The sequence below is a fragment of the Streptomyces sp. ICC4 genome (assembly GCF_003287915.1).
GTDB classification, from domain to species: domain Bacteria; phylum Actinomycetota; class Actinomycetes; order Streptomycetales; family Streptomycetaceae; genus Streptomyces; species Streptomyces tritrimontium.
Genome location: NZ_CP030286.1, coordinates 7020363 through 7040761 on the forward strand (window position 1 = coordinate 7020363; position 20399 = coordinate 7040761).

Sequence of the window (20399 nt, forward strand, 5' to 3'; positions counted from 1 at the left end):
GCCGGTCGGCTCAGGCGGCGACGGTGACCTTCACGGGCTCGGCGCCGGCGGTCTCGGCTTCGGCGGGCCCGGCTCCGGCGGCGGTGGCCGTCGGGGTCTCGTTCCGCTTGCGCATGCCCTTGAGGAGGACGACCAGACCGGCGGTGGTGGCCGTACCGGCGGCGATGGCGATCAGGTAGAGCAGCGGGTTGCCGATCAGCGGGATGACGAAGATGCCGCCGTGCGGGGCGCGCAGGGTGCACTCGAAGGCCATCGAGAGCGCTCCGGTGACCGCCCCGCCGGCCATCGCGGCCGGGATCACGCGCAGCGGGTCGGCCGCGGCGAAGGGGATGGCGCCCTCGCTGATGAAGGAGGCGCCGAGGAACCAGGCGGCCTTGCCGTTCTCGCGCTCGGTCTTGGAGAAGAGCCGGCCGCGGACGGTGGTGGCCAGCGCCATCGCGAGCGGCGGGACCATGCCGGCGGCCATCACGGCGGCCATGACCTTGAGGCTGCCCTCGTTGGGGGTGGCGAGGCCGCCGATGGCGAAGGCGTAGGCGACCTTGTTGAGCGGGCCGCCGAGGTCGAAGCACATCATCAGGCCGAGGATGACGCCGAGGATGATCGCGTTGGCGCCGGAGAGGCCGGACAGCCAGTCGGTGAGGGCCTGCTGGAGCGAGGCGACGGGCTTGCCGACCACCAGGAACATCAGGAACGCGGTGACGGCGGATCCGATGAGCGGCAGCACGACCACCGGCATGATCCCGCGCAGGGCGACGGGGATCTTCAGCTTCTGGACGGCGAGGACGGTGCCGCCCGCGATGAGGCCGGCGATCAGACCGCCGAGGAAGCCGGCGTTGATGGTGAGGGCGACGGCGCCGCCGACGAACCCGGGGACGAGGCCGGGCCGGTCGGCCATGCCGTAGGCGATGTAGCCGGCGAGGACGGGGACGAGGAAGCCGAAGGCGAGGCCGCCGGTCTGGAAGAGCAGTGCTGCCCAGCTGGCGGCTTCGGTCCAGACGAAGTGCTCGGCGACGGAGGGGGCGGTGTTGATCTCGTACCCGCCGATGGCGAAGGCGAGGGCGATGAGGAGTCCGCCGGCGGCGACGAAGGGGACCATGTAGCTGACGCCGGACATCAGCCAGGTGCGGAGCTTGGCGCCGTAGCCGTCCTGTGGTTCGCCGGCCTCTTCGACGGGGGTCCGGGCGGAGTCCGCGACCTCCCCGCGGTCCGCCTTGTCGCGGGCCTCCTGGAGGAGTTCGGCGGGGCGGTTGATGCCGGCCTTGACGCCGACGTCGACCGTGGGCTTGCCGGCGAAGCGGGCGCGTTCCCTGACCGGGACGTCGTGGGCGAAGACGACCGCGTCGGCGGTGGCGATGGCCTCGGGGGTCAGCTTGGTGAAGCCGGCGGAGCCCTGGGTTTCGACCGTGAGCTCGATACCGGCCTCGGCGGCGGCCTGTTGGAGGGACTCGGCCGCCATGTAGGTGTGGGCGATGCCGGTGGGGCAGGAGGTGACGGCCACGATCCGGAACGGCTCCGCCGCGTGGGGGGCTCCGCCCCCGGAACCCCGCTCCTCAACCGCCGGAGGGACTGGATTCGGCACCGGAGGGGCTGCATCGGGCTCGCCCGCGACCAGGGCTGCGACTTCTTCCGGGGTCGTGGCCCCGCGGAGGGCGGCGACGAAGTCGGGGCGCATCAGGCGGCGGGCCAGGGTGGAGAGGATGGAGAGGTGGGCGTCGTCGGCGCCGGCGGGGGCGGCTATCAGGAAGATCAGGTCCGCCGGGCCGTCCGGGGCGCCGAAGTCGATGCCCGACGGGGAGCGGCCGAAGGCCAGGGTGGGGGCCGTCACGTGGGTGGAGCGGCAGTGGGGTATGCCTATGCCGCCCTCCAGGCCGGTCGGCATCTGGGCCTCGCGCGCCGCGACGTTGGCCAGGAAGCCGTCCAGGTCGGTGACCCGGCCCAGCGTCACCATCCGTTCGGCGAGGGCACGTGCCGCCCCCTCCTTGGACTCGGCGGACAGGTCGAGGTCGACCAGTTCGGCCCGCAGGGGGCACGGCATCATTTCGCTCATCGCTCGTCGCTCATTTCGGACAGGGGGAGGTCCAGGGGCAGGTCCTGGGTGACACGGACCGTGTGGGGTCGCAGGTCCGAGGGGGCCGGCATGGCGCTGCCGGGAAGCTGGACCGCGGCCGCGCCGTGGGCCAGGGCCGAGGCGAGGGCCGCAGGCCCCGTACCGCCCGCGATCAGGAAGCCGGCGAGGGAGGCGTCGCCCGCGCCGACGTTGCTGCGGACCGAGGAGACCGCGGCCGTGCCGTAGTACGTGCCCTCCTCCTCGACCAGGAGCTGGCCGTCCGCGCCGAGGGAGGCCAGGACCGCGCCCGCGCCGAGCGAGCGCAGTTCCTCGGCCGCCTTGACCACGTCGCCGAGGGTGGCGAGCGGGCGCCCGACCGCCGCCGCGAGCTCCGCGGCGTTCGGCTTGATCACGTCCGGGCGGGCCGGGAGCGCCGCGAGCAGCGCCGGGCCGGAGGTGTCCAGGGCGATCCGGGTGCCCGCCGCGTGGGCGCGGGCGACGATCTCGGCGTACCACTCGGGCCGCAGGCCGCGCGGGAGGCTGCCGCAGCAGGCGATCCAGTCGGCGTCGCCCGAGGAGGTGCGGACGGTCTCCAGGAGGAGCGCCGATTCGCCGCCGGTCAGTTCGGGACCGGCCGCGTTGATCTTGGTGAGGGTGCCGTCGGGTTCCGCGACGGAGATGTTGGAGCGGGTCTGGCCGGCGATGGACACCGCCGTGACGTCCACGCCCTGCGCGCCGAGGAGTTCGGCGATCAGCGTGCCCGGTGCGCCGCCGAGCGGCAGGACCGCCGTCGTACGGACGCCCGCGGCGGCGACCGCGCGGGAGACGTTCACGCCCTTGCCCCCGGGGTCGACCCGGTCGCCGGTGGCGCGCAGGACCTCACCGCGGTCCAGCGAGGGGACTTCGTACGTCCGGTCGAGGGAGGGGTTGGGGGTGACGGTGAGGATCATACGAGCACAACTTCCGTACCTGCGGCCTCGATCGCCGCTTTGTGGGCGGGGTCGAGCCCCGAGTCCGTGATGAGGAGGTCGACGTCGGCGAAGGTGCCGAAGCACGCGAAGTGCTCCTGGCCCGCCTTCGCGGAGTCGGCGAGGAGGACGACGCGGCGGGCGGCGGCGATCGCGGCCCGCTTGACGGCGGCCTCGGCGAGGTCGGGGGTGGTCAGACCGCCCTCGGCGCTGAACCCGTTGGTCGCGAGGAAGGCGACGTCGGCGCGGATCTCGGCGTACGCGCGCAGCGCCCACGCGTCGACGGCGGCCCGGGTGCGGTGGCGGACCCGGCCGCCGACGAGGTGGAGGTCGATGCCGGCGTGGTCGGCGAGCCGGGCGGCGACGGGCAGCGCGTGGGTGACGACGGTGAGCGCCGTGTCGAGGGGCACGGCGGCCGCGAGGCGGGCCACGGTGCTGCCGGCGTCGAGGACGACGCTGCCGCCGTCGGGGAGCTCGGCGAGGGCGGCGTCCGCGATGCGGTCCTTCTCGTCGGCGGCGGTGGCCTCGCGCTCGGTGAGGTCCGGCTCGAAGTCGAGGCGGCCGGCCGGTATGGCTCCGCCGTGCACCCGGCGCAGGAAGCCGGCCCGGTCCAGGGCCTTGAGGTCGCGGCGCACGGTCTCCGCCGTGACCTGGAACTGCTCGGCCAGGGACAGGACGTCGACGCGGCCCGCCTCGCGGGCGAGGCGGAGGATCTCCTGCTGGCGCTCGGGTGCGTACATGGGGTTCGGCATGTCCGTTCAGGTCCGTTCGAGTCCGACGAATGCCCGACTCTGTGGGTTCGGCTTCAGCGTACGCCCGGTTTGGCCCGAAGAAAAGCAAAACGGGCATGCCCGCCAACAGAAGCGGACATGCCCGTCGAAAGAGAGGACCTTCGGCTACCCGGCCGGGACCTTCTCCGGGGCGAGGTCGCCGGCGTACTCCGAGCCGCCCTCGCGCTGCTCGATCGGGAGCGTCTTGCGCGGCAGGATGAACATCACGGCGAAGATCGCGACCATGACGGCCGAGACCCACCACAGCGCGTTGTGGAAGCCCTCCACGTACGGCGCTCCGAAGACCAGGTCGTCGTCGATCACCCCGAAGAAGACCACCGAGGTCAGGCCGAGGCCCAGCGCGTTGCCCATCTGGCCGGTGGTGTTGATCAGGCCGGACGCCGAGCCGGCGTGCTCGCGCGGCACCTCGGACAGCACCATGTCGTTCAGCGGCGCGACGATCAGGCCCATGCCCGCGCCCATGAGGATCAGCGGGGCGGCCATCTGCCAGGGGGCGATGTCCATGCCGAAGCGGTCGGACTCCCAGATGTAGAGGAGCAGGCCCGCGGCCATGACCAGCGCACCGGCCTGGAGCACCTTGCGGCCGAAGCGCGGTACGAGCTTGCCCACGGACACGCCCGCGGCGGCCGAGACGGCCAGCGAGAACGGGATCCCGGTGGAACCGGCCTTCAGGGCGCTCCAGCCGAGGCCCATCTGCATGTAGAGCGTCCAGACCAGGAAGAAGATGCCGGTCGCGAGGCCGAAGGTCAACTGGACGGCGATGCCGCCCGCGAAGCTCTTGACCTTGAAGAGGGAGAGCTCGACGAGCGGGGAGCCGTCCTTGCGGATCTTGTACTTCTCGTAGGCAATGAAGGCGGCGAAGACCAGGGGCGACGCGATCATGCAGAGCGAGCCCCACAGCGGCCAGTCGTTCTCGCGCCCGTGGGTGAGCGGGAAGATCAGCATGACCAGGGCGAGGGTGGCGAGCACGACGCCCACCAGGTCCAGGCGCAGCGCCTTGGGGGCCTTGGACTCGGAGATGAACTTGCGGCCGAGCACCAGGCCGGCGATGCCGACGGGAAGGTTGATCAGGAAGATCGGGCGCCATTCGAGACCGAGGATGTTCCACTCGGTGAGCAGCGCGCCCAGCATCGGACCCGAGACGGCGCCGAGGCCGACGACGGCGCCGAACATGCCGAAGACCTTGCCGCGCTCGTGCGGCGGGAAGGTGACGTGGATGATCGCGAGCACCTGCGGGACCATCATGGCCGCCATGGCGCCCTGGAGGATCCGGGAGGCGACGAGCACGTCGGGGTTGGGCGCGATGCCGCAGAGCAGCGAAGCGGCCGTGAAGCCGGCTATGCCGATGAGGAAGAGGCGCTTGCGGCCGTAGATGTCACCGAGACGGCCGCCGGTGATCAGGCCGGCGGCGAAGGCGAGGGCGTAGCCGGCGGTGATCCACTGGATGGCGCTGGTGGACGCGCCGAGGTCCTCGCGCATCCGGGGTATCGCGATGTTGACGATCGTGACGTCGACCAGGTCCATGAAGGCCGCGGTCATCACGATGGCGAGCGCCAGCCAGCGGCGGCGGTCCGCGGGGCTGCCGGTCGGGCTGGTCACGCTGGTCGAGCTGGTGTCTGCGGGGGTGTCGATCCGCTCTTCTTGTGCGGGCCCGTTCTTTCCTTCGGGCGATGACTGGGTTGTCTCGGTGCTCATGAGGAGAAACCTAGACGGCATCTAGGTCAGCGCGTGTCCTATTTGGCTGGCAATCTTGAATCCATGACCGACACCCCGGCCCGGCTGCTCAGCCTGCTCTCCTTGCTCCAGACCCCGCGCGAATGGCCGGGGAGCGAGCTGGCGGAGCGGCTGCGGGTGAGCGCCCGGACGATCCGGCGCGACATCGACCGGCTGCGCGAACTGGGATACCCGGTGGAGGCCACGCTCGGCGCGGAGGGCGGCTACCGGCTGGTGGCGGGCGCGGCGATGCCGCCGCTCCTGCTGGACGACGAGGAGGCCGTCGCGATCGCCGTGGGCCTGCGGGCGGGGGCCGGACACGCGATCGAGGGCATCGAGGAGGCTTCCGTACGGGCCCTCGCGAAGCTGGAGCAGGTCCTGCCGGGCCGGCTGCGGCACCGGGTGAGCGCGCTGCAGTCGGCGACGGTCGCCGTGACCCGGGGGGACGGGGCGAGCGTGGACCCGCGGACGCTGACGGTGATCGCGTCGGCGGTGGCCGGCCCGGAACGGCTGCGGTTCTCCTACCGCGCGCGGGACGGGGTGGAGTCGCGGCGGCTGGTGGAGCCGTACCGGCTGGTCAGCACCGGGAGCCGGTGGTACCTCGTGGCCTACGACATGGAGCGCGAGGACTGGCGGACCTTCCGGGTGGACCGGGTGAGCGGGCCGGGCGCGACGGGGGCCCGGTTCCCGGCGCGGGAACTGCCGGTGGACGCGGTGGAGTTCGTGCGGCGGGGGCAAGGCTCCCAGTAGACGACTGGGTTGATAGGCCAGATGTGGAAGCCCGGTAACGGGTGGAGCTGACTGGTACTAATAGGCCGAGGGCTTGTCCTCAGTTGCTCGCGTCCACTGTGTTAGTTCTGAAGTAACGAACTGTGTTCATATCCGGTTGGTTAACTTCATAGTGTTTCGGTGGTCATAGCGTTAGGGAAACGCCCGGTTTACATTCCGAACCCGGAAGCTAAGCCTTTCAGCGCCGATGGTACTGCAGGGGGGACCCTGTGGGAGAGTAGGACGCCGCCGAACAATTATTGTGGGAAAGCCCCGCACCAGCCCTTTGGGGTTCGGTGCGGGGCTTTTCTGCGTTTACGGGCAGATGTGCCGCCTCCTGTAGTGTCAGGGGGCATCGTTCGACCAGATTTCTACAGTCACAGTGGAGGCCCCCGGGTGGAGGTCCAGGAGACTCGGGTCCAGACTGACCGAATTTTCACCATTCCGAACATCCTGAGCATGGCTCGCCTCGCCGGCGTACCCCTGTTCCTGTGGCTGATCCTCGCCGAGCATGACGGCTGGGCACTCGCCGTCCTCATGCTCAGCGGGATCAGCGACTACCTGGACGGGAAGCTCGCGCGGCGCTGGAACCAGATCAGCAGCCTCGGCCGGCTCCTGGATCCGGCCGCGGACCGGCTCTACATCCTGTCCACCCTGTTCGGTCTCACGTACCGCGAGATCCTGCCGCTCTGGCTCACCGGCGCACTGCTCGCACGCGAGCTGATGCTGCTGGTCATGGTCTGGATCCTGCGCAGGCACGGCTATCCGCCGCCCCAGGTCAACTTCCTCGGCAAGGCCGCGACCTTCAACCTGATGTACGCGTTCCCCTTCCTCCTGGTGAGCACCTGGTCAGGATGGTTGGCCTGGACGGGGTCAGTTTTGGGATGGGCCTTCGCCGGATGGGGTACAACCCTCTATTGGTGGGCAGGAATCCTATACGTGGTGCAGGTCCGTCGTCTCGTGAAGTCGGACGCCACGGCCGATTGAGCTCGCTCGGCGCCTGGCCGACGCGGAGTAGTTGTCCGGCCACCGTCCGGGACGGGCGAGATCGGCGAAGACGCCGTCTCTCAAGGAGGACTCTCCCGACATGAAGGCCGTCGTAATGGCCGGTGGCGAAGGAACTCGTCTCCGCCCTATGACCTCGAGCATGCCCAAGCCGCTCCTGCCGGTGGCGAACCGGCCGATCATGGAGCACGTGCTCAGGCTCCTCAAGCGCCATGGGCTCAACGAGACCGTGGTCACCGTGCAATTCCTGGCATCGCTCGTCAGGAACTACTTCGGTGACGGCGAGGAGCTCGGCATGGAGCTCACCTACGCCAATGAGGAGAAGCCCCTCGGCACCGCGGGCAGCGTGAAGAACGCCGAGGAGGCTTTGAAGGACGACACCTTCCTCGTCATCTCCGGCGACGCACTCACCGACTTCGACCTGACCGACCTCATCCGCTTCCACAAGGCGAAGGGCGGACTCGTCACCGTCTGCCTCACCCGTGTGCCGAACCCACTGGAATTCGGCATCACCATCGTGGACGAGGAAGGCAAGGTGGAGCGCTTCCTCGAGAAGCCCACCTGGGGCCAGGTCTTCTCGGACACCATCAACACCGGCATCTACGTCATGGAGCCGGAGATCTTCGACTACGTGGACGCGGACGTCTCCGTGGACTGGTCCGGTGACGTCTTCCCGCAGTTGATGAAGGAAGGCCGGCCGATCTACGGCTACGTGGCCGAAGGCTACTGGGAGGACGTGGGCACCCACGAGAGCTATGTGAAGGCCCAGGCCGACGTGCTCGAGGGCAAGGTCCAGGTCGACATGGACGGCTTCGAGATCTCGCCCGGGGTGTGGATCGCCGAAGGCGCCGAGGTGAGCCCCGAGGCGGTGCTGCGCGGACCGCTGTACATCGGGGACTACGCCAAGGTCGAAGCCGGTGTGGAGATCCGCGAGCACACGGTCATCGGGTCGAACGTCGTCGTGAAGAGCGGCGCGTTCCTGCACAAGGCCGTGGTGCACGACAACGTCTACATCGGGCCGCACAGCAACCTGCGCGGCTGCGTCATCGGCAAGAACACCGACATCATGCGGGCCGCCAGGATCGAGGACGGCGCCGTCATCGGCGACGAGTGCCTCGTCGGCGAAGAATCGATCATCCAGGGGAACGTACGGGTCTACCCCTTCAAGACGATCGAGGCCGGCGCCTTCGTCAACACGTCGGTGATCTGGGAGTCCCGGGGGCAGGCGCACCTGTTCGGCGCCCGTGGCGTCACGGGGATCCTGAACGTGGAGATCACCCCCGAACTGGTGGTCCGGCTGGCCGGTGCCTACGCGACGACCCTGAAGAAGGGCGCGACGGTCACCACGGCCCGTGACCACTCCCGAGGCGCGCGAGCACTCAAGCGGGCCGTGATCTCGGCGCTGCAGGCGAGCGCGATCAACGTGCGGGACCTGGAGAACGTCCCGCTGCCCGTGGCGCGCCAGCAGACCGCGCGCGGCAGCGCCGGCGGAATCGTGCTGCGGACCTCGCCGGGGATCCCCGATTCGGTGGACATCATGTTCCTCGACGAGCGGGGTGCGGACCTCTCCCTCCAGCAGCAGCGCAAGCTCGACCGGGTCTACGCGCGGCAGGAGTACCGCCGTGCGTTCCCCGGCGAGATCGGCGACCTGCAGTTCCCGGGCAGCGTCTTCGACGCCTACACGGGCTCGCTGCTGCGGCGGGTGGACACCACCGGGGTCGCGGACTCGGGCCTCAAGGTGGTCGTGGACGCCTCCAACGGCAGCGCCGGACTCGTGCTCCCCAGCCTGCTGGGCCGGCTCGGGGTGGACGCCCTCACCGTCAATCCGGGGCTGGACGAGTCCCGGCCGACGGAGACCGCGGAATCCCGGCGGGCCGGCCTGGTGCGGCTCGGCGAGATCGTGGCGTCCTCGCGCGCGGCCTTCGGCGTCCGCTTCGACCCGGTGGGGGAGCGGATCTCCCTGGTGGACGAGCGCGGGCGGATCATCGAGGACGACCGGGCGTTGCTGGTCATGCTCGATCTCGTGGCGGCCGAGAAGCGCAGCGGCAAGGTGGCGCTGACGGTGACCACCACCCGGATCGCCGAGCAGGTGGCGGCGTACCACGGCACCCAGGTGGAGTGGACGACGACCTCGCCCGACGACCTGACCCGCGTGGGCCGGGCCGAGAACACCATCTTCGGCGGCGACGGCCGGGGCGGTTTCATCGTCCCGGAGTTCAGCAGCGTCTTCGACGGGTCGGCGGCCTTCGTACAACTGATCGGGCTGGTGGCGCGGACGCAGCTCACGCTGAGCCAGATCGATGCCCGGATCCCGCGGGCGCACGTGCTCAAGCGGGACGTGCCGACCCCCTGGGCGGTGAAGGGGCTCGTCATGCGGCGGGTCGTGGAGGCGGCCGGGGACCGGGAGGTGGACACCACCGACGGGGTACGGGTCGTCGAGGCCGACGGGCGGTGGGCGCTGGTGCTGCCGGATCCGGCGGAGGCGGTCACGCACCTGTGGGCGGAAGGGCCGGACGACGCGTCCGCGCAGGCGCTGCTGGACGACTGGGCCGCGGTGGTGGACGGCGCCGGGCACTGAGTCCCGGCGGGCGGTGACGCAGGTCCACGAGTCCGGTGGGCCGGGCGGGGGCCAAGGTCCCTCCCGGTCCGCCGGGCGGGCGCATTCGGTGTCAGCGGCGGCGACATGCGACGATGTGCGGCATGTCGCAGCCGCCCCCCAACCGGAGTTCGTCGCCTCCCCCGGACGGTGTCCGCGGGAACCCCAGGCCCGCGCGGCCGGACGCTTCCATGTCGCTGCTGACGCACGTGATGGACCACAGCCTCGACGAGGGCTACGCGGAGGCCTCCGCCCGGCGCGAGGCGAAGGGCACGGCGGGTCTGCCGCGCACCCTCAAGGCCAAGCTGGGTCTGGCCGCCGGGCTGGTGGTCGCCGCCATGGTCGTCACGCTGGGCGCCGCCGAGGCGCGGGTGGCCGCGCCGGTGCTGGCCAAGGAGCGTCAGGAACTGATCGACCGGGTCGAGCGGGCCGACGCGCACGCCGACGGCCTGGAGCGGGACATCGAGCGGTCGCGGGACGCCGTCGCCGACCGCCAGCGCGAGGCGCTCAAGCAGCACGGCGGCGACCAGGGTCAGCTCGTGGCGCTGCTGTCCGGGGCCACCGAGGTGCACGGGCCCGGGATCAAGCTCACGGTGGACGACGCCAAGGGCTCGTCCACGGGCAACGGCTCCAAGCCGCGCGAGAACACCGGTTTCGCGGACACCGGGCGGCTCCGCGACCGCGATATGCAGAAGATCGTCAACGGGCTGTGGCAGTCCGGGGCGGAGGCGATCTCGATCAACGGGCAGCGGCTGACGTCGCTGTCGGCGATCCGGGCCGCCGGTGACGCGATACTGGTCGACAACAGGCCGCTGGTCCCGCCGTACGAAGTACTGGCGATCGGTGACAAGAAGCGTCTGGGGACGGCGTTCCAGGACTCCGCGGACGGCCAGTACCTGCACGTGCTGCAGGAGAGCTACGGGATCCGCTACACGCTGTCGGCCGAGGCGGACGTGCGCCTCCCGGCCGCGTCGAGCCTGACCGTACGCACGGCAACAGCAGCAGAGCAGCAGAAGGGTGCATCGTGATCGCGGTACTGGGCCTCGTGGTCGGAGTGGTGGTCGGACTTCTCGTCCGCCCCGAAGTACCGGCCGTGGTGGAGCCTTATCTGCCGATCGCCGTGGTGGCGGCGCTGGACGCGGTGTTCGGAGGCCTGCGCGCGATGCTGGACGGCATCTTCGTGGACAAGGTGTTCGTGGTGTCGTTCCTGTCGAACGTGGTCGTGGCCGCGCTGATCGTCTTCCTCGGCGACAAGCTGGGCGTCGGCTCGCAGCTGTCCACGGGCGTGGTGGTCGTCCTGGGCATCCGCATCTTCTCCAACGCCGCGGCCATCCGCCGGCACGTGTTCCGGGCGTGAGGCCGATGAACGTGAACGACACCCCGCCCGAGGAGCCGAGGCCCTCGCAGCAGTCGCCCGAGACCGTGCCCGCCCCGGAGCCCGCCGCCCCGCCCGCACCCGAGCCCGGGGAGACGGGCCGGCAGCGGCTGGCGGCCAGCCTGTGGCCGCCGCGGGTGAGCCGTGCCCAACTGATCGTCGCGGTGCTGCTGTTCGTCCTGGGGCTCGGTCTGGCCATTCAGGTACGGTCGAACAGCGACTCCAGCGCGCTGCGCGGTGCCCGCCAGGAGGACCTCGTACGGATCCTCGACGAGCTGGACGGGCGGACCAAGCGGCTGGAGGACGAGAAGCAGAAGCTCGAGGAGCAGCGCCGGGGGCTGGAGAGCAGCTCCAACCAGGCCGAGGAGGCCCGCAAGCAGACCGTCGAGAAGGAACGCCAACTCGGGATCCTGGCCGGAACGGTGGCGGCACAGGGGCCGGGGATCGTGTTGAAGATCGCGGACCCCAAGGGCCAGGTGCAGTCGGACAAGCTGCTGGACACGCTCCAGGAACTGCGGGCGGCCGGTGCCGAGGCGATCCAGATCAACGGGGTGCGCGTGGTGGCGGGCTCGTACTTCTCCGAGGAGGGCGGCGGGGTCGCGATCGACGGTAAGAAGATCACACAGCCTTATGAGTTCAAGGTGATCGGCAAGCCGCAGGACCTGGAGCCGGCGCTCAACATTCCAGGTGGCGTCGTGCAGTCGCTGGAGAAGGAACAGGCGGTGGTCACCGTCACACGACCGGCGAAGATCGTCGTGGATGCCTTGCGGGCTGCGAAGCAGCCTGACTACGCTCGGTCGTCATCGCCGTGAGGCGGGACGAGGAGCAGACCGGCTCACGCGGGCGAATGCCTGCGGGGGGTCGGCGCACCGAAGTCGCGGTGCGTGGTGGAAACTGTCTGATGGTTACGGACGTTGTAAGTATGTCCGGGTCGGCAGGTGTTGCATTCGGAGTTCGTCCTGCCCCACGGGCGGGTCTGTTTCGGTCAAGGGGAATCGCCCGTGAAGTTGTTTGAGAAGTTGTTCGGCAAGAAGAACCGCGAGGAAAGCGGTGCGGCCAGGCACCGCGCGGGGCACGGCGACGTGGAAGGGCAGGGCGACCGGCCGCTCTTCCGGGACGAGGTCGCGGGTGCGGGTGATAATTCGGGCGCACGGGGCGCGTCGGCTGTTGACCCTGCCGGTACCGGACGCATAGGTTTCGGTGAACCATCAACCTCAAGTACGGGTGGAGGGTTTGCGCCCGACCCGTATGCCACCAATGCCTCCGCGGGGCAGCCGCGGCGCGAGGAGCCGTCCATGTCGGCCGAGCAGGTTTGCAGCAGGTGCGGGCACCGCAGCGATGCGGCGAGCCGGTTCTGCTCCAACTGCGGGGCGCCGTTGCGGGCGGGTCTGACGCCGGAGCGTGCCTCGGAGACCACGTCCACCATCTCGATCTCGGGCCTCGAGGCCTACGAGGCCGAGGTGTCGGGACAGACGCACGTGTCGTCCTCGCTGTCCCCCGAGGCCCAGGCCGCGGTGGAGGCACTGCCCCCGGGTTCCGCCCTGCTCATCGTGCGGCGCGGCCCGAACTCCGGCAGCCGCTTCCTCTTGGACGGTGAGCTGACGACGGCCGGCCGGCACCCGCAGAGCGACATCTTCCTGGACGACGTCACCGTCTCCCGGCGCCATGTCGAATTCCGTCGGAGCCACGACGGCGGCTTCACCGTCGCCGATGTCGGCAGCCTCAACGGCACGTACGTGAACCGTGAACCGATCGACTCCGTCTCCCTCCACAACGGCGACGAAGTGCAGATCGGCAAGTACCGGCTGGTCTTCTACGCGAGCCTGCGGGGGCACTGACCCTTCAAGGGAAGGTCCCATGCTGCGTATCCCGGCAGGCGGTGCCGCCAAGAGCGGCACCGCCGGCACCGCCTCCCAGGCCGGGCGGCTGGTGAGCATCGGAACGGTGCTCACGATGCTGCGTGACGAGTTCCCCGAAGTCACGATCTCGAAGATCCGCTTCCTGGAGGCGGAGGGGCTCGTCGAGCCCCGGCGCACACCTTCCGGATACCGCAAGTTCGCCACCGGCGACGTCGAGCGCCTGGCCCACATCCTGCGGCTCCAGAGGGACCACTACCTCCCGTTGAAGGTCATCCGCGATCAGCTCGACGCGCTGGCCCGCGGCGAGCAGATCCGCATCCCGGCGCCCGCGGCGCACGGGGAGTCCGTCGATCCCGCGAGCCCCGTCGCCCTCTACGGCGAGGTGGGCCGCGAGCGGCCGACCGTGGCCAGGGTGGACCGGGCCGAGCTGATCGCCGCCGCCGACGTGGACGAGGTGCAACTCGTCGAGTGGGAGTCGTACGGGCTCCTCGCGGAGGTGCCGGGCGGCGGATTCGACGCCGAGGCGGTCACCGTGGCCCGTCTGGTGGCCGATCTCGGGCGATTCGGTCTGGAGCCGCGCCACCTGCGGGCGATGAAGGCCGCCGCCGACCGGGAGGCCGGGCTGGTCGAGCAGGTCGTCGCCCCGCTGCGCCGGCACCGCAATCCCCAGACCAGGGCGCATGCGGAAGCCACTTTGAAAGAGCTCGCGGGGCTCTCCGTACGGCTGCACGAGGCCCTCGTACAGACGGCTCTCGGGGTGCGGCTGGACTGACCAGGGGGGTCCCAGGGGGGAGTCCTCGCGGAGCCCGGGGGGAGCCCGACTACCCAAACCGGCCGGGCAGGTCCTAGGGTTGCTGTGTGAACGAGCTCGACGTTGTGGGTGTCCGGGTGGAAATGCCCTCGAACCAACCGATCGTGCTCCTGCGTGAAGTGGGAGGCGATCGGTACCTCCCCATCTGGATCGGACCAGGGGAGGCGACTGCCATCGCCTTCGCGCAGCAGGGCATGGCCCCTGCCCGACCGCTGACGCACGACCTTTTCAAGGACGTGCTGGAGGCGATCGGCGAGGAGCTCACCGAAGTCCGGATCACGGATCTGCGGGAGGGCGTCTTCTACGCGGAGCTGGTCTTCGCCAGCGGGGTCGAGGTGAGCGCGCGGCCGTCCGACGCCATAGCGCTCGCCCTGCGCACCGGGACGCCGATCTACGGCAGCGACGGCGTGCTGGACGACGCCGGAATCGCGATCCCGGACGAGCAGGAGGACGAGGTGGAGAAGTTCCGCGAGTTCCTCGACCAGATCTCGCCAGAGGACTTCGGTACGGGCCCGCAGTGAGGCGCGGAGCGCCTCCGCCTCCGGGATATTTCAGCCCATTCGAGTAGCCTTTCCCCACAATGGGGTACGGGAAACCACTCTCAGGGTGATTATCACTCGGCGTGCCGAGTGTGGCGATCGTTGACGCACCCCTGGTGACTGCCTACCTTCGAGATGGCAGGTCAAGGACGGAGGGTCGGCGTGAGAGTCACGGGCGACGGTACGACCGGGGGCATCCCCGCACGGAGTGACGGTGGGCCGTACCCGCTGCACGGTGGTGCGGGTGCGGTGAGCTCCGCGCGCCGTCAGCAGGAGCCCGGACCGGTCGGTCCGATGGGACCGGTGGGGTCCCAGGACGGCGCGGGCGGCGAGTCCGCACCCGAGCAGGTGGGCTACCGGGGGCCGACGGCGTGCGCCGCGGCGGGGATCACCTACCGGCAGCTCGACTACTGGGCGCGGACCGGGCTGGTGGAGCCGAGCGTGCGGCCCGCCTACGGGTCCGGCACGCAGCGCCTGTACAGCTTCCGGGACGTGGTGGTCCTCAAGATCGTCAAGCGCTTCCTGGACACCGGGGTGGCGCTGCAGAACATCCGCACCGCCGTGCAGCACCTGCGCGACCGGGGCTTCTCGGACCTTGAGCGCATGACGCTGATGAGCGACGGCGCGACCGTGTACGAGTGCACCTCCCCGGACCAGGTCGTGAGCCTGCTCCAGGGCGGTCAGGGAGTCTTCGGGATCGCCGTGGGCGTCGTGTGGCGCGACGTCGAGAAGGCGCTGTCGCAGCTGCACGGGGAGCGCGTGGACACGGGCGAGACGGTGGTCGGGCACAACCCGGCCGATGAGCTGGCCGCTCGGAGGAACCGGGCCGTCTGAGGCGGGAAGGGCCCTTGGACCCCCTTCGGGGCCGTCCCGGGCCCTTCCGGCCGTCGCCCCGGGGTTCGCAAACCGCCCGCCTCGGCGGCGGGTGGCGCCGGGCGGCCTCGGGTCGTTTGTCAGTGGCGTAGGGCAGCATCGGGGCTGTGAGAGCCGCGCCGACCATCCTGCACCTGGACATGGACGCCTTCTACGCCTCCGTGGAGCAGGCGTCGAAGCCGAGCCTGCGGGGCAAGGCGGTCATCGTCGGCGGGCTCGGACCGCGCGGGGTCGTCGCCACCGCCTCGTACGAGGCCAGGCGGTTCGGGGTGCACTCGGCGATGCCGATGGCCCAGGCGCGCCGCCTCTGCCCGAACGGCGCGTGCCTGATCCCGCGCTTCAGCCTGTACCGGGCGGTCAGCGACACGGTCATGGCCCTCCTGCGCGAGCTGTCCCCGCTCGTGGAGCCGCTCAGCCTGGACGAGGCCTTCGTGGACCTGGAGGCCGGCGGCGTCGCCTTCGACGCGCCGGGCGCGCGGGCCGTCGGGCAGCGGCTGCGGGCGGACATCACGGCCGCGACCGGGCTCAGCGGATCGGTGGGGCTGGCCGGATCCAAGATGCTGGCCAAGGTGGCCTCCGAGGAGGCCAAGCCGGCCGGGCTGCTGCTGATCGGGGTCGGCACGGAGCGCGAGCACCTCGCGCCGATGTCGGTGCGGACCCTGCCCGGCGTGGGGCCGGCCACCGGGGAGCACCTGCGGCGGGCCGGGATCACCACGGTGGGGGAGCTGGCGGAGGCCGGCGAGGACGAGCTGGTCCGGATGGTGGGGCGCTCGCACGGCGTCGGGCTGTACCGGATGGCCCTGGGGCTGGACGACCGGCCGGTGGTCGCCGAGCGCGACGCGAAATCCGTGTCGGTCGAGGACACCTTCGATGTGGACCTGCACGACCGGGTGCGGATCAGGGGCGAGGTGCAGCGGCTCGCGGACCGGTGCGTGGAGCGGCTGCGGGCCTCCGGGCACTCGGGGCGGACCATCGTGCTCAAGGTGCGGCGCTACGACTTCTCCACGCTCACCCGCTCCGAGACCCTGCGGGGGCCGACGGACGACCCGAGGGTGGTCCGGGAGGCGGCCGCGCGGCTGCTGGAGGCGGTGGACACCACGGGCGGGGTCCGGCTGCTGGGAGTGGGCGTGACGGGGCTGGCGGACTACACGCAGGAGGACCTCTTCGCCTTCGCGCTGGCCGCCGAGGGGGCTGTTCCGTATTCATATCTCCGAGCCCACGAGACAGGGCTACCACAGGCTCACGCTGAGCCGTGCGCCGGGGCCGCCGGGCGCGGCCGTGCCTGGTCGGCTCGTCGCCCGCGAGGCGCGAGCGGTGCGCCGGGCCCGCGCTGTGGGCCGGGCGGAGTGGCCGGGGTGGGGCCTGGAGATCCTGCTCGACACCGCGGGACTGCGGGGGGGAGAGGTCGTCACGAACGCCCGGCGGGAGGGGGAGGGTGAGATCCGGCGGCACCGCCTGCTGGACCGGGCCCTCGGGGGGGAGGTCTGGGACGCGGACCTGGCGCAGCCCCGGCGGGGCCGGGGCTCCTTGGCTTCAGGACTTCGGGATCCAGGGCGGGGTCTGGCCCCAGGACCAGACCGGGATCGCCGCCGCGTCGACCGGGGGCGGGTTGGGGCCCGAGTAGATCAGGGCCATGCGGGTGCCCCACTCGATGTAGTAGGCGAAGACCGCGCGGAACTCCGGGTCGCTGGGCAGGCCGACCTCGTCGGCGGTGTCCATCAGCAGGTCCACCCAGCGGCGGCGCTGCTGTTCGGTGATCGCGCGGCCCAGGTGCTTGGAGGCCATGTGCTGGTGGCCGCCGTGCGAGGCGGTGTACTTGGCCGGGCCGCCGAAGACCTCCGCCAGCCAGACCGCCACGTGCCGCGGGTGCCCGGAGTCCATGCCGGCGAAGACCGGTTCCAGGACCTCGTCCCGCAGGGCGTGCGCGTAGAAGACGTCGGTGAGGCGGTTCATCGCCTCCTCGCCGCCCATCCACTCGTAGATCGTGGGTGTGGTGTCGGGTGCGGTGTCGGGTGCGGTGCTCATGACGGGGTGGACGCCTTTCCCGGGCCGGCCACCTCGGTGACGAGGTAGTGCTGCATCTCCTCGATGGCCGTCACGTACGGGCGGATCGCGGCGAAGAACGCCGGGAAGTGCTCACCCTTGCGGAATCCGTTGAGGTGGGCGTCGACCGAGGTCCACCGGATGCGCAGGATGTAGCGCTCGGGCTCCTCCTCGCAGCGGGCCAGCTCGTAGTCGATGCACTCCGGCGAGGCGGCCAGGGCGTCGGCGGCCCTGGCGTACGAGTCCTCGAAGGCCGGCTGGTCGTCCAATGCGATCCGGTAGCGGATGTATTCGACGGTGGTGGTCATGGTGCGGGCCTCTCCCTGGGGTCGGGCGTTGATCGCCGCTGGGTCTGGGTCAGCGTTGCGTGATCATGCGCGGATGCGGAGCCCTTTCGGCGTTATGACCCAGACTTCTGGGAGTCGGTGACGTCCGGGCCCTCGGCGCGGACCCGCTGGACCCGGTCCAGGGACTCGCGCAGCTCCGTCAGCCAGGTGTCGGTGTTGCGTCCGACCAGGCGTACGCACCAGGCCAGCGCGTCGGCGCGGCTGCGGGCGACGCCGCCCGCGACCAGGGTGTCGAGGACCTGGCGCTCGGGCTGGCGCAGGCGGGTCATGACCGGGACAGAGAGGTGGGTGAACAGGGTCCGGTCCTCGCCCGACTGGACGGCCCAGGACACCTTGCGGCGGTAGAGCTCCTCCGCCTCCCGGGCGACCTCGACGCGCTGTTCGCGGGTGCGCTCGCGGAAGGCCGCGGCCGATTCGGCCGCGGGGAGGGTCCCGACGACGGTGATCTCCTCCCGGTCCACCGTGACCGAGAGGAGCGACTCGTAGACGTCCACCGGCAGGCGCTCGGCGAACCACGTGCGGAGCTGGTCGTTCTGCTCAGCTGTAATCATGTAATCAACGGTGCGTCCGGCGCGGCCTTGATCGCAAGGGCGCCGGGGCCGTGTTCGCTGTCAGCCCATCGACCGGTAGCGGTGGACCAGGGAGACCGCCATGGCGCCCTCGCCCACGCCGGAGGCGACCCGCTTGACCGAGTGGGCCCGTACGTCGCCGGCCGCGAAGACCCCGGGAACGCTGGTCTCCAGCGGGTACGGGGCGCGCTCCAGGCTCCACTCCGCGGGGAGTTCGCCGCCGTTGGCGATCAGGTCGGAGCCGGTCAGGACGAAGCCGTACTCGTCCCGTTCGACCACCCCGGCCAGCCACTGCGTGTGCGGGCGGGCGCCGATGAAGGTGAACATGAACCGGGCCGGGACCTCCTCGTCCTCGCCGGTGTCCGAGTGGTGGAGGGTCAGGCGCTCCAGGTGTTCCTCGCCGTGGAGGCGGACGACCGTCGTGCGGACCTTCACCTCGATGTTCGGGGTGCGCGCGATCTCGTCGATCAGGTAGCGGGACATGCTGTCGTCGAGCGAGGCCGCGCGGACCAGGATCGTGACCCGGGCCGCGTACTTGGCGAAGTGGACGGCGGCCTGGCCGGCCGAGTTGGCGCCGCCCACGATGAACACGTGCTGCGAGATGCACGCCGAGCTCTCGGTCGTCGCCGCGCCGTAGTAGAGCCCGGCGCCCTCGAAGCGGTCCGCGCCGGGGGCGTCCAGGCGGTTGTACGAGACCCCGGTCGCCAGGAGCACCGTCTCGGCGCTGATCTCCGTACCGTCCGCCAGGGTCAGGATCTTCGCCGGGTCGTCCCGGGTCAGCGACACGACCTCCACCGGGTGCAGGATCTCGGCGCCGAACCGGGCGGCCTGGATGGTGGCGCGGCGGGTCAGGTCGGCGCCGGAGAGGCCGGAGGGGAAGCCGAGGTAGTTCTCGATCAGGCTGGAGGTGCCGGCCTGGCCGCCCGGGGCCCGCGAGTCCAGCATGAGCGTGGACAGGCCCTCGGACGCCGAGTAGACGCCGGCCGCGAGCCCCGCCGGACCCGCCCCGACGATGACGCACTCGTAGTGCGGCCGGGAGGCGGTGGTGGCCAGGCCCAGGCTCTGGGCGAGCTGGGTGTCGGTCGGCGCGGCGAGCACCGAGCCGTCCGGGAAGCGGACCAGCGGGAGCGCCGCGCCGGCCTGGGCGGCGGCGATCACGGTCAGCGCCTCCGGGTCCCGCTCGACGTTGAGGAAGCGGAACGGCTGTCCGTTGCGCGTGAAGAAGTCCCGGACGGCGTGGGTGCCGGGGGAGACCAGGTGGCCCGCGACGATGATCCCGTCGTACGCCGGGCGGTAGGTGGCGAGCCAGTCCGAGAGCAGGTCGTCCAGGACCGGGAAGAGCCGCTCGTGCGGCGGGTCCCACGGCTTGAGCAGGTAGTAGTCCAGGCGCACCCGGTTGATGGCGGTGATCGCCGCGTCCGTCTCGGCGTACGCGGTGAGGAGCACGCGGCGGGCGTCGGGGAAGCGGCTGACCGCCTCCAGCAGGAACTCGACGCCGGTGACGTCGGGCATGCGCTGGTCCACGAGGAAGAGCGCGGGGTCGTGGCCGCGCTCGTCGAGGGAGTCCAGGATCTTGAGGGCATCGGCGGCGGAGGACGCGCCGAGGACCCGGTACCGGTCGCCGTACGCGCTGCGCAGGTCCCGGCGCACGGCGCGGAGCACCTGCGGGTCGTCGTCCACGGCCAGGATGACGGGCTTGCGGTTCTCCGCACGCTCGGCGGCAGCCCTGGTCGCCGCCGCACCGGTCGGGGAGGCCGGGTCGGTCGGGGAGGCCGGGGAGGCCGCACCGGCGGGAGCGGCCGCGCTCTCCGGGGCCGCGCTCACGCCGCGTCCAGCATCAGCTTGTCGGCGTAGCACCAGGCCCAGTCCTCGCCGGGCTCGTGGGAGGCCGCCAGGGGGTGCCCGGAGGCTCCGTAGTGCCGGGTGGCATGACGGTTCTTCGAGGAATCGCAGCACCCGACGTGCCCGCAGCTCAGGCACATCCGCAGGTGCACCCAGGTGTCCCCGGAGGCGAGGCATTCCTCGCAGCCCTCCGTGCCGGGTTTCACCGGACGTATCTGATCGATGTGGGTGCACAACAGGTCCATCGTCATCG

19 protein-coding genes, 1 rRNA gene and 1 pseudogene are annotated in these 20399 nt (G+C 71.1%); 12 read left to right on the top strand and 9 right to left on the bottom strand.

All coding sequences use genetic code 11. The annotated features are described in order from the left end of the window. Positions 1-10: 10 nt before the first annotated feature. From DRB89_RS32960 to DRB89_RS32975, 4 genes are all read right to left on the bottom strand, one after another. Positions 11-2047, bottom strand: coding sequence for a fructose-specific PTS transporter subunit EIIC (locus tag DRB89_RS32960; RefSeq protein WP_112450822.1), 2037 nt, complete (start codon positions 2045-2047; stop codon positions 11-13). Beyond that, positions 2044-2997, bottom strand: coding sequence for a 1-phosphofructokinase (pfkB, locus tag DRB89_RS32965; protein WP_112450823.1), 954 nt, complete (start codon positions 2995-2997; stop codon positions 2044-2046). Before pfkB ends, DRB89_RS32960 begins: the two co-directional genes overlap by 4 nt. Next, positions 2994-3755: a DeoR/GlpR family DNA-binding transcription regulator gene (locus tag DRB89_RS32970; RefSeq protein WP_112453737.1), complete on the bottom strand. Its 762-nt coding sequence runs from the start codon at positions 3753-3755 to the stop codon at positions 2994-2996. The genes pfkB and DRB89_RS32970 overlap by 4 nt, the downstream gene beginning before the upstream one ends. Before the next feature lie 156 nt (positions 3756-3911). Then, positions 3912-5501: an MFS transporter gene (locus DRB89_RS32975; RefSeq protein WP_112450824.1), complete on the bottom strand. Its 1590-nt coding sequence runs from the start codon at positions 5499-5501 to the stop codon at positions 3912-3914. Positions 5502-5564: 63 nt separating this feature from the next. On the opposite strand from DRB89_RS32975, the pseudogene DRB89_RS32980 reads away from it, so the two are divergent. From DRB89_RS32980 to DRB89_RS33035, 12 genes and pseudogenes are all read left to right on the top strand, one after another. Next, positions 5565-6248: pseudogene (locus DRB89_RS32980) on the top strand (YafY family protein); the annotation flags it as partial. A 176-nt stretch (positions 6249-6424) separates the two neighbouring features. Then, positions 6425-6542, top strand: a 5S ribosomal RNA gene (gene rrf / locus DRB89_RS32985). A gap of 141 nt (positions 6543-6683) precedes the next feature. After that, positions 6684-7274, top strand: a complete 591-nt coding sequence (locus DRB89_RS32990; protein ID WP_112452701.1) for a CDP-alcohol phosphatidyltransferase family protein — start codon at positions 6684-6686, stop codon at positions 7272-7274. A 100-nt stretch (positions 7275-7374) separates the two neighbouring features. Next, positions 7375-9870 (top strand): mannose-1-phosphate guanyltransferase, encoded by a 2496-nt coding sequence (locus DRB89_RS32995; RefSeq protein WP_112452700.1) that lies wholly within the window; start codon positions 7375-7377, stop codon positions 9868-9870. Positions 9871-9983: 113 nt separating this feature from the next. Beyond that, entirely contained in the window at positions 9984-10916 is a 933-nt protein-coding gene (locus tag DRB89_RS33000) for a DUF881 domain-containing protein (RefSeq protein ID WP_112452699.1), read from the top strand. Then, positions 10913-11245: a small basic family protein gene (locus tag DRB89_RS33005; protein ID WP_112452698.1), complete on the top strand. Its 333-nt coding sequence runs from the start codon at positions 10913-10915 to the stop codon at positions 11243-11245. The genes DRB89_RS33000 and DRB89_RS33005 overlap by 4 nt, the downstream gene beginning before the upstream one ends. A 5-nt stretch (positions 11246-11250) precedes the next feature. Next, on the top strand, positions 11251-12075 hold the full coding sequence (locus DRB89_RS33010; RefSeq protein ID WP_112463532.1) for a DUF881 domain-containing protein: 825 nt from the start codon (positions 11251-11253) through the stop codon (positions 12073-12075). A 483-nt stretch (positions 12076-12558) separates the two neighbouring features. Beyond that, positions 12559-13101, top strand: coding sequence for an FHA domain-containing protein (locus tag DRB89_RS46115; protein WP_275432032.1), 543 nt, complete (start codon positions 12559-12561; stop codon positions 13099-13101). 19 nt (positions 13102-13120) lie between these two features. Next, complete coding sequence (locus DRB89_RS33020; protein WP_204357854.1) at positions 13121-13894, top strand: MerR family transcriptional regulator; 774 nt, start codon at positions 13121-13123, stop codon at positions 13892-13894. Positions 13895-13980: 86 nt separating this feature from the next. Further along, positions 13981-14454: a bifunctional nuclease family protein gene (locus DRB89_RS33025; protein ID WP_030009777.1), complete on the top strand. Its 474-nt coding sequence runs from the start codon at positions 13981-13983 to the stop codon at positions 14452-14454. Between the two features lie 180 nt (positions 14455-14634). Further along, entirely contained in the window at positions 14635-15306 is a 672-nt protein-coding gene (locus DRB89_RS33030; protein ID WP_239516448.1) for a MerR family transcriptional regulator, read from the top strand. A gap of 146 nt (positions 15307-15452) precedes the next feature. After that, positions 15453-16784 (top strand): DNA polymerase IV, encoded by a 1332-nt coding sequence (locus tag DRB89_RS33035; protein WP_239516449.1) that lies wholly within the window; start codon positions 15453-15455, stop codon positions 16782-16784. A gap of 94 nt (positions 16785-16878) precedes the next feature. On the opposite strand, the gene DRB89_RS46420 is transcribed toward DRB89_RS33035, so the two are convergent. The 5 genes from DRB89_RS46420 to DRB89_RS33060 form a co-directional block, all read right to left on the bottom strand. After that, the gene (locus DRB89_RS46420) at positions 16879-17370 is read right to left on the bottom strand and encodes a group II truncated hemoglobin (protein ID WP_112448556.1); all 492 of its coding nucleotides are present in this window, start codon (positions 17368-17370) and stop codon (positions 16879-16881) included. Next, a complete protein-coding gene (locus DRB89_RS46425) occupies positions 17367-17696 on the bottom strand; it encodes an antibiotic biosynthesis monooxygenase family protein (protein WP_112448557.1) in 330 nt (109 codons plus the stop codon). The genes DRB89_RS46420 and DRB89_RS46425 overlap by 4 nt, the downstream gene beginning before the upstream one ends. 92 nt (positions 17697-17788) lie before the next feature. Then, positions 17789-18286: a hypothetical protein gene (locus DRB89_RS33050; protein WP_112448558.1), complete on the bottom strand. Its 498-nt coding sequence runs from the start codon at positions 18284-18286 to the stop codon at positions 17789-17791. A 60-nt stretch (positions 18287-18346) separates the two neighbouring features. Continuing rightward, positions 18347-19990, bottom strand: coding sequence for an FAD-dependent oxidoreductase (locus DRB89_RS33055; protein ID WP_204358020.1), 1644 nt, complete (start codon positions 19988-19990; stop codon positions 18347-18349). A gap of 134 nt (positions 19991-20124) precedes the next feature. Continuing rightward, entirely contained in the window at positions 20125-20397 is a 273-nt protein-coding gene (locus DRB89_RS33060; RefSeq protein WP_112448560.1) for a UBP-type zinc finger domain-containing protein, read from the bottom strand. Between the last annotated feature and the right edge of the window lie 2 nt (positions 20398-20399).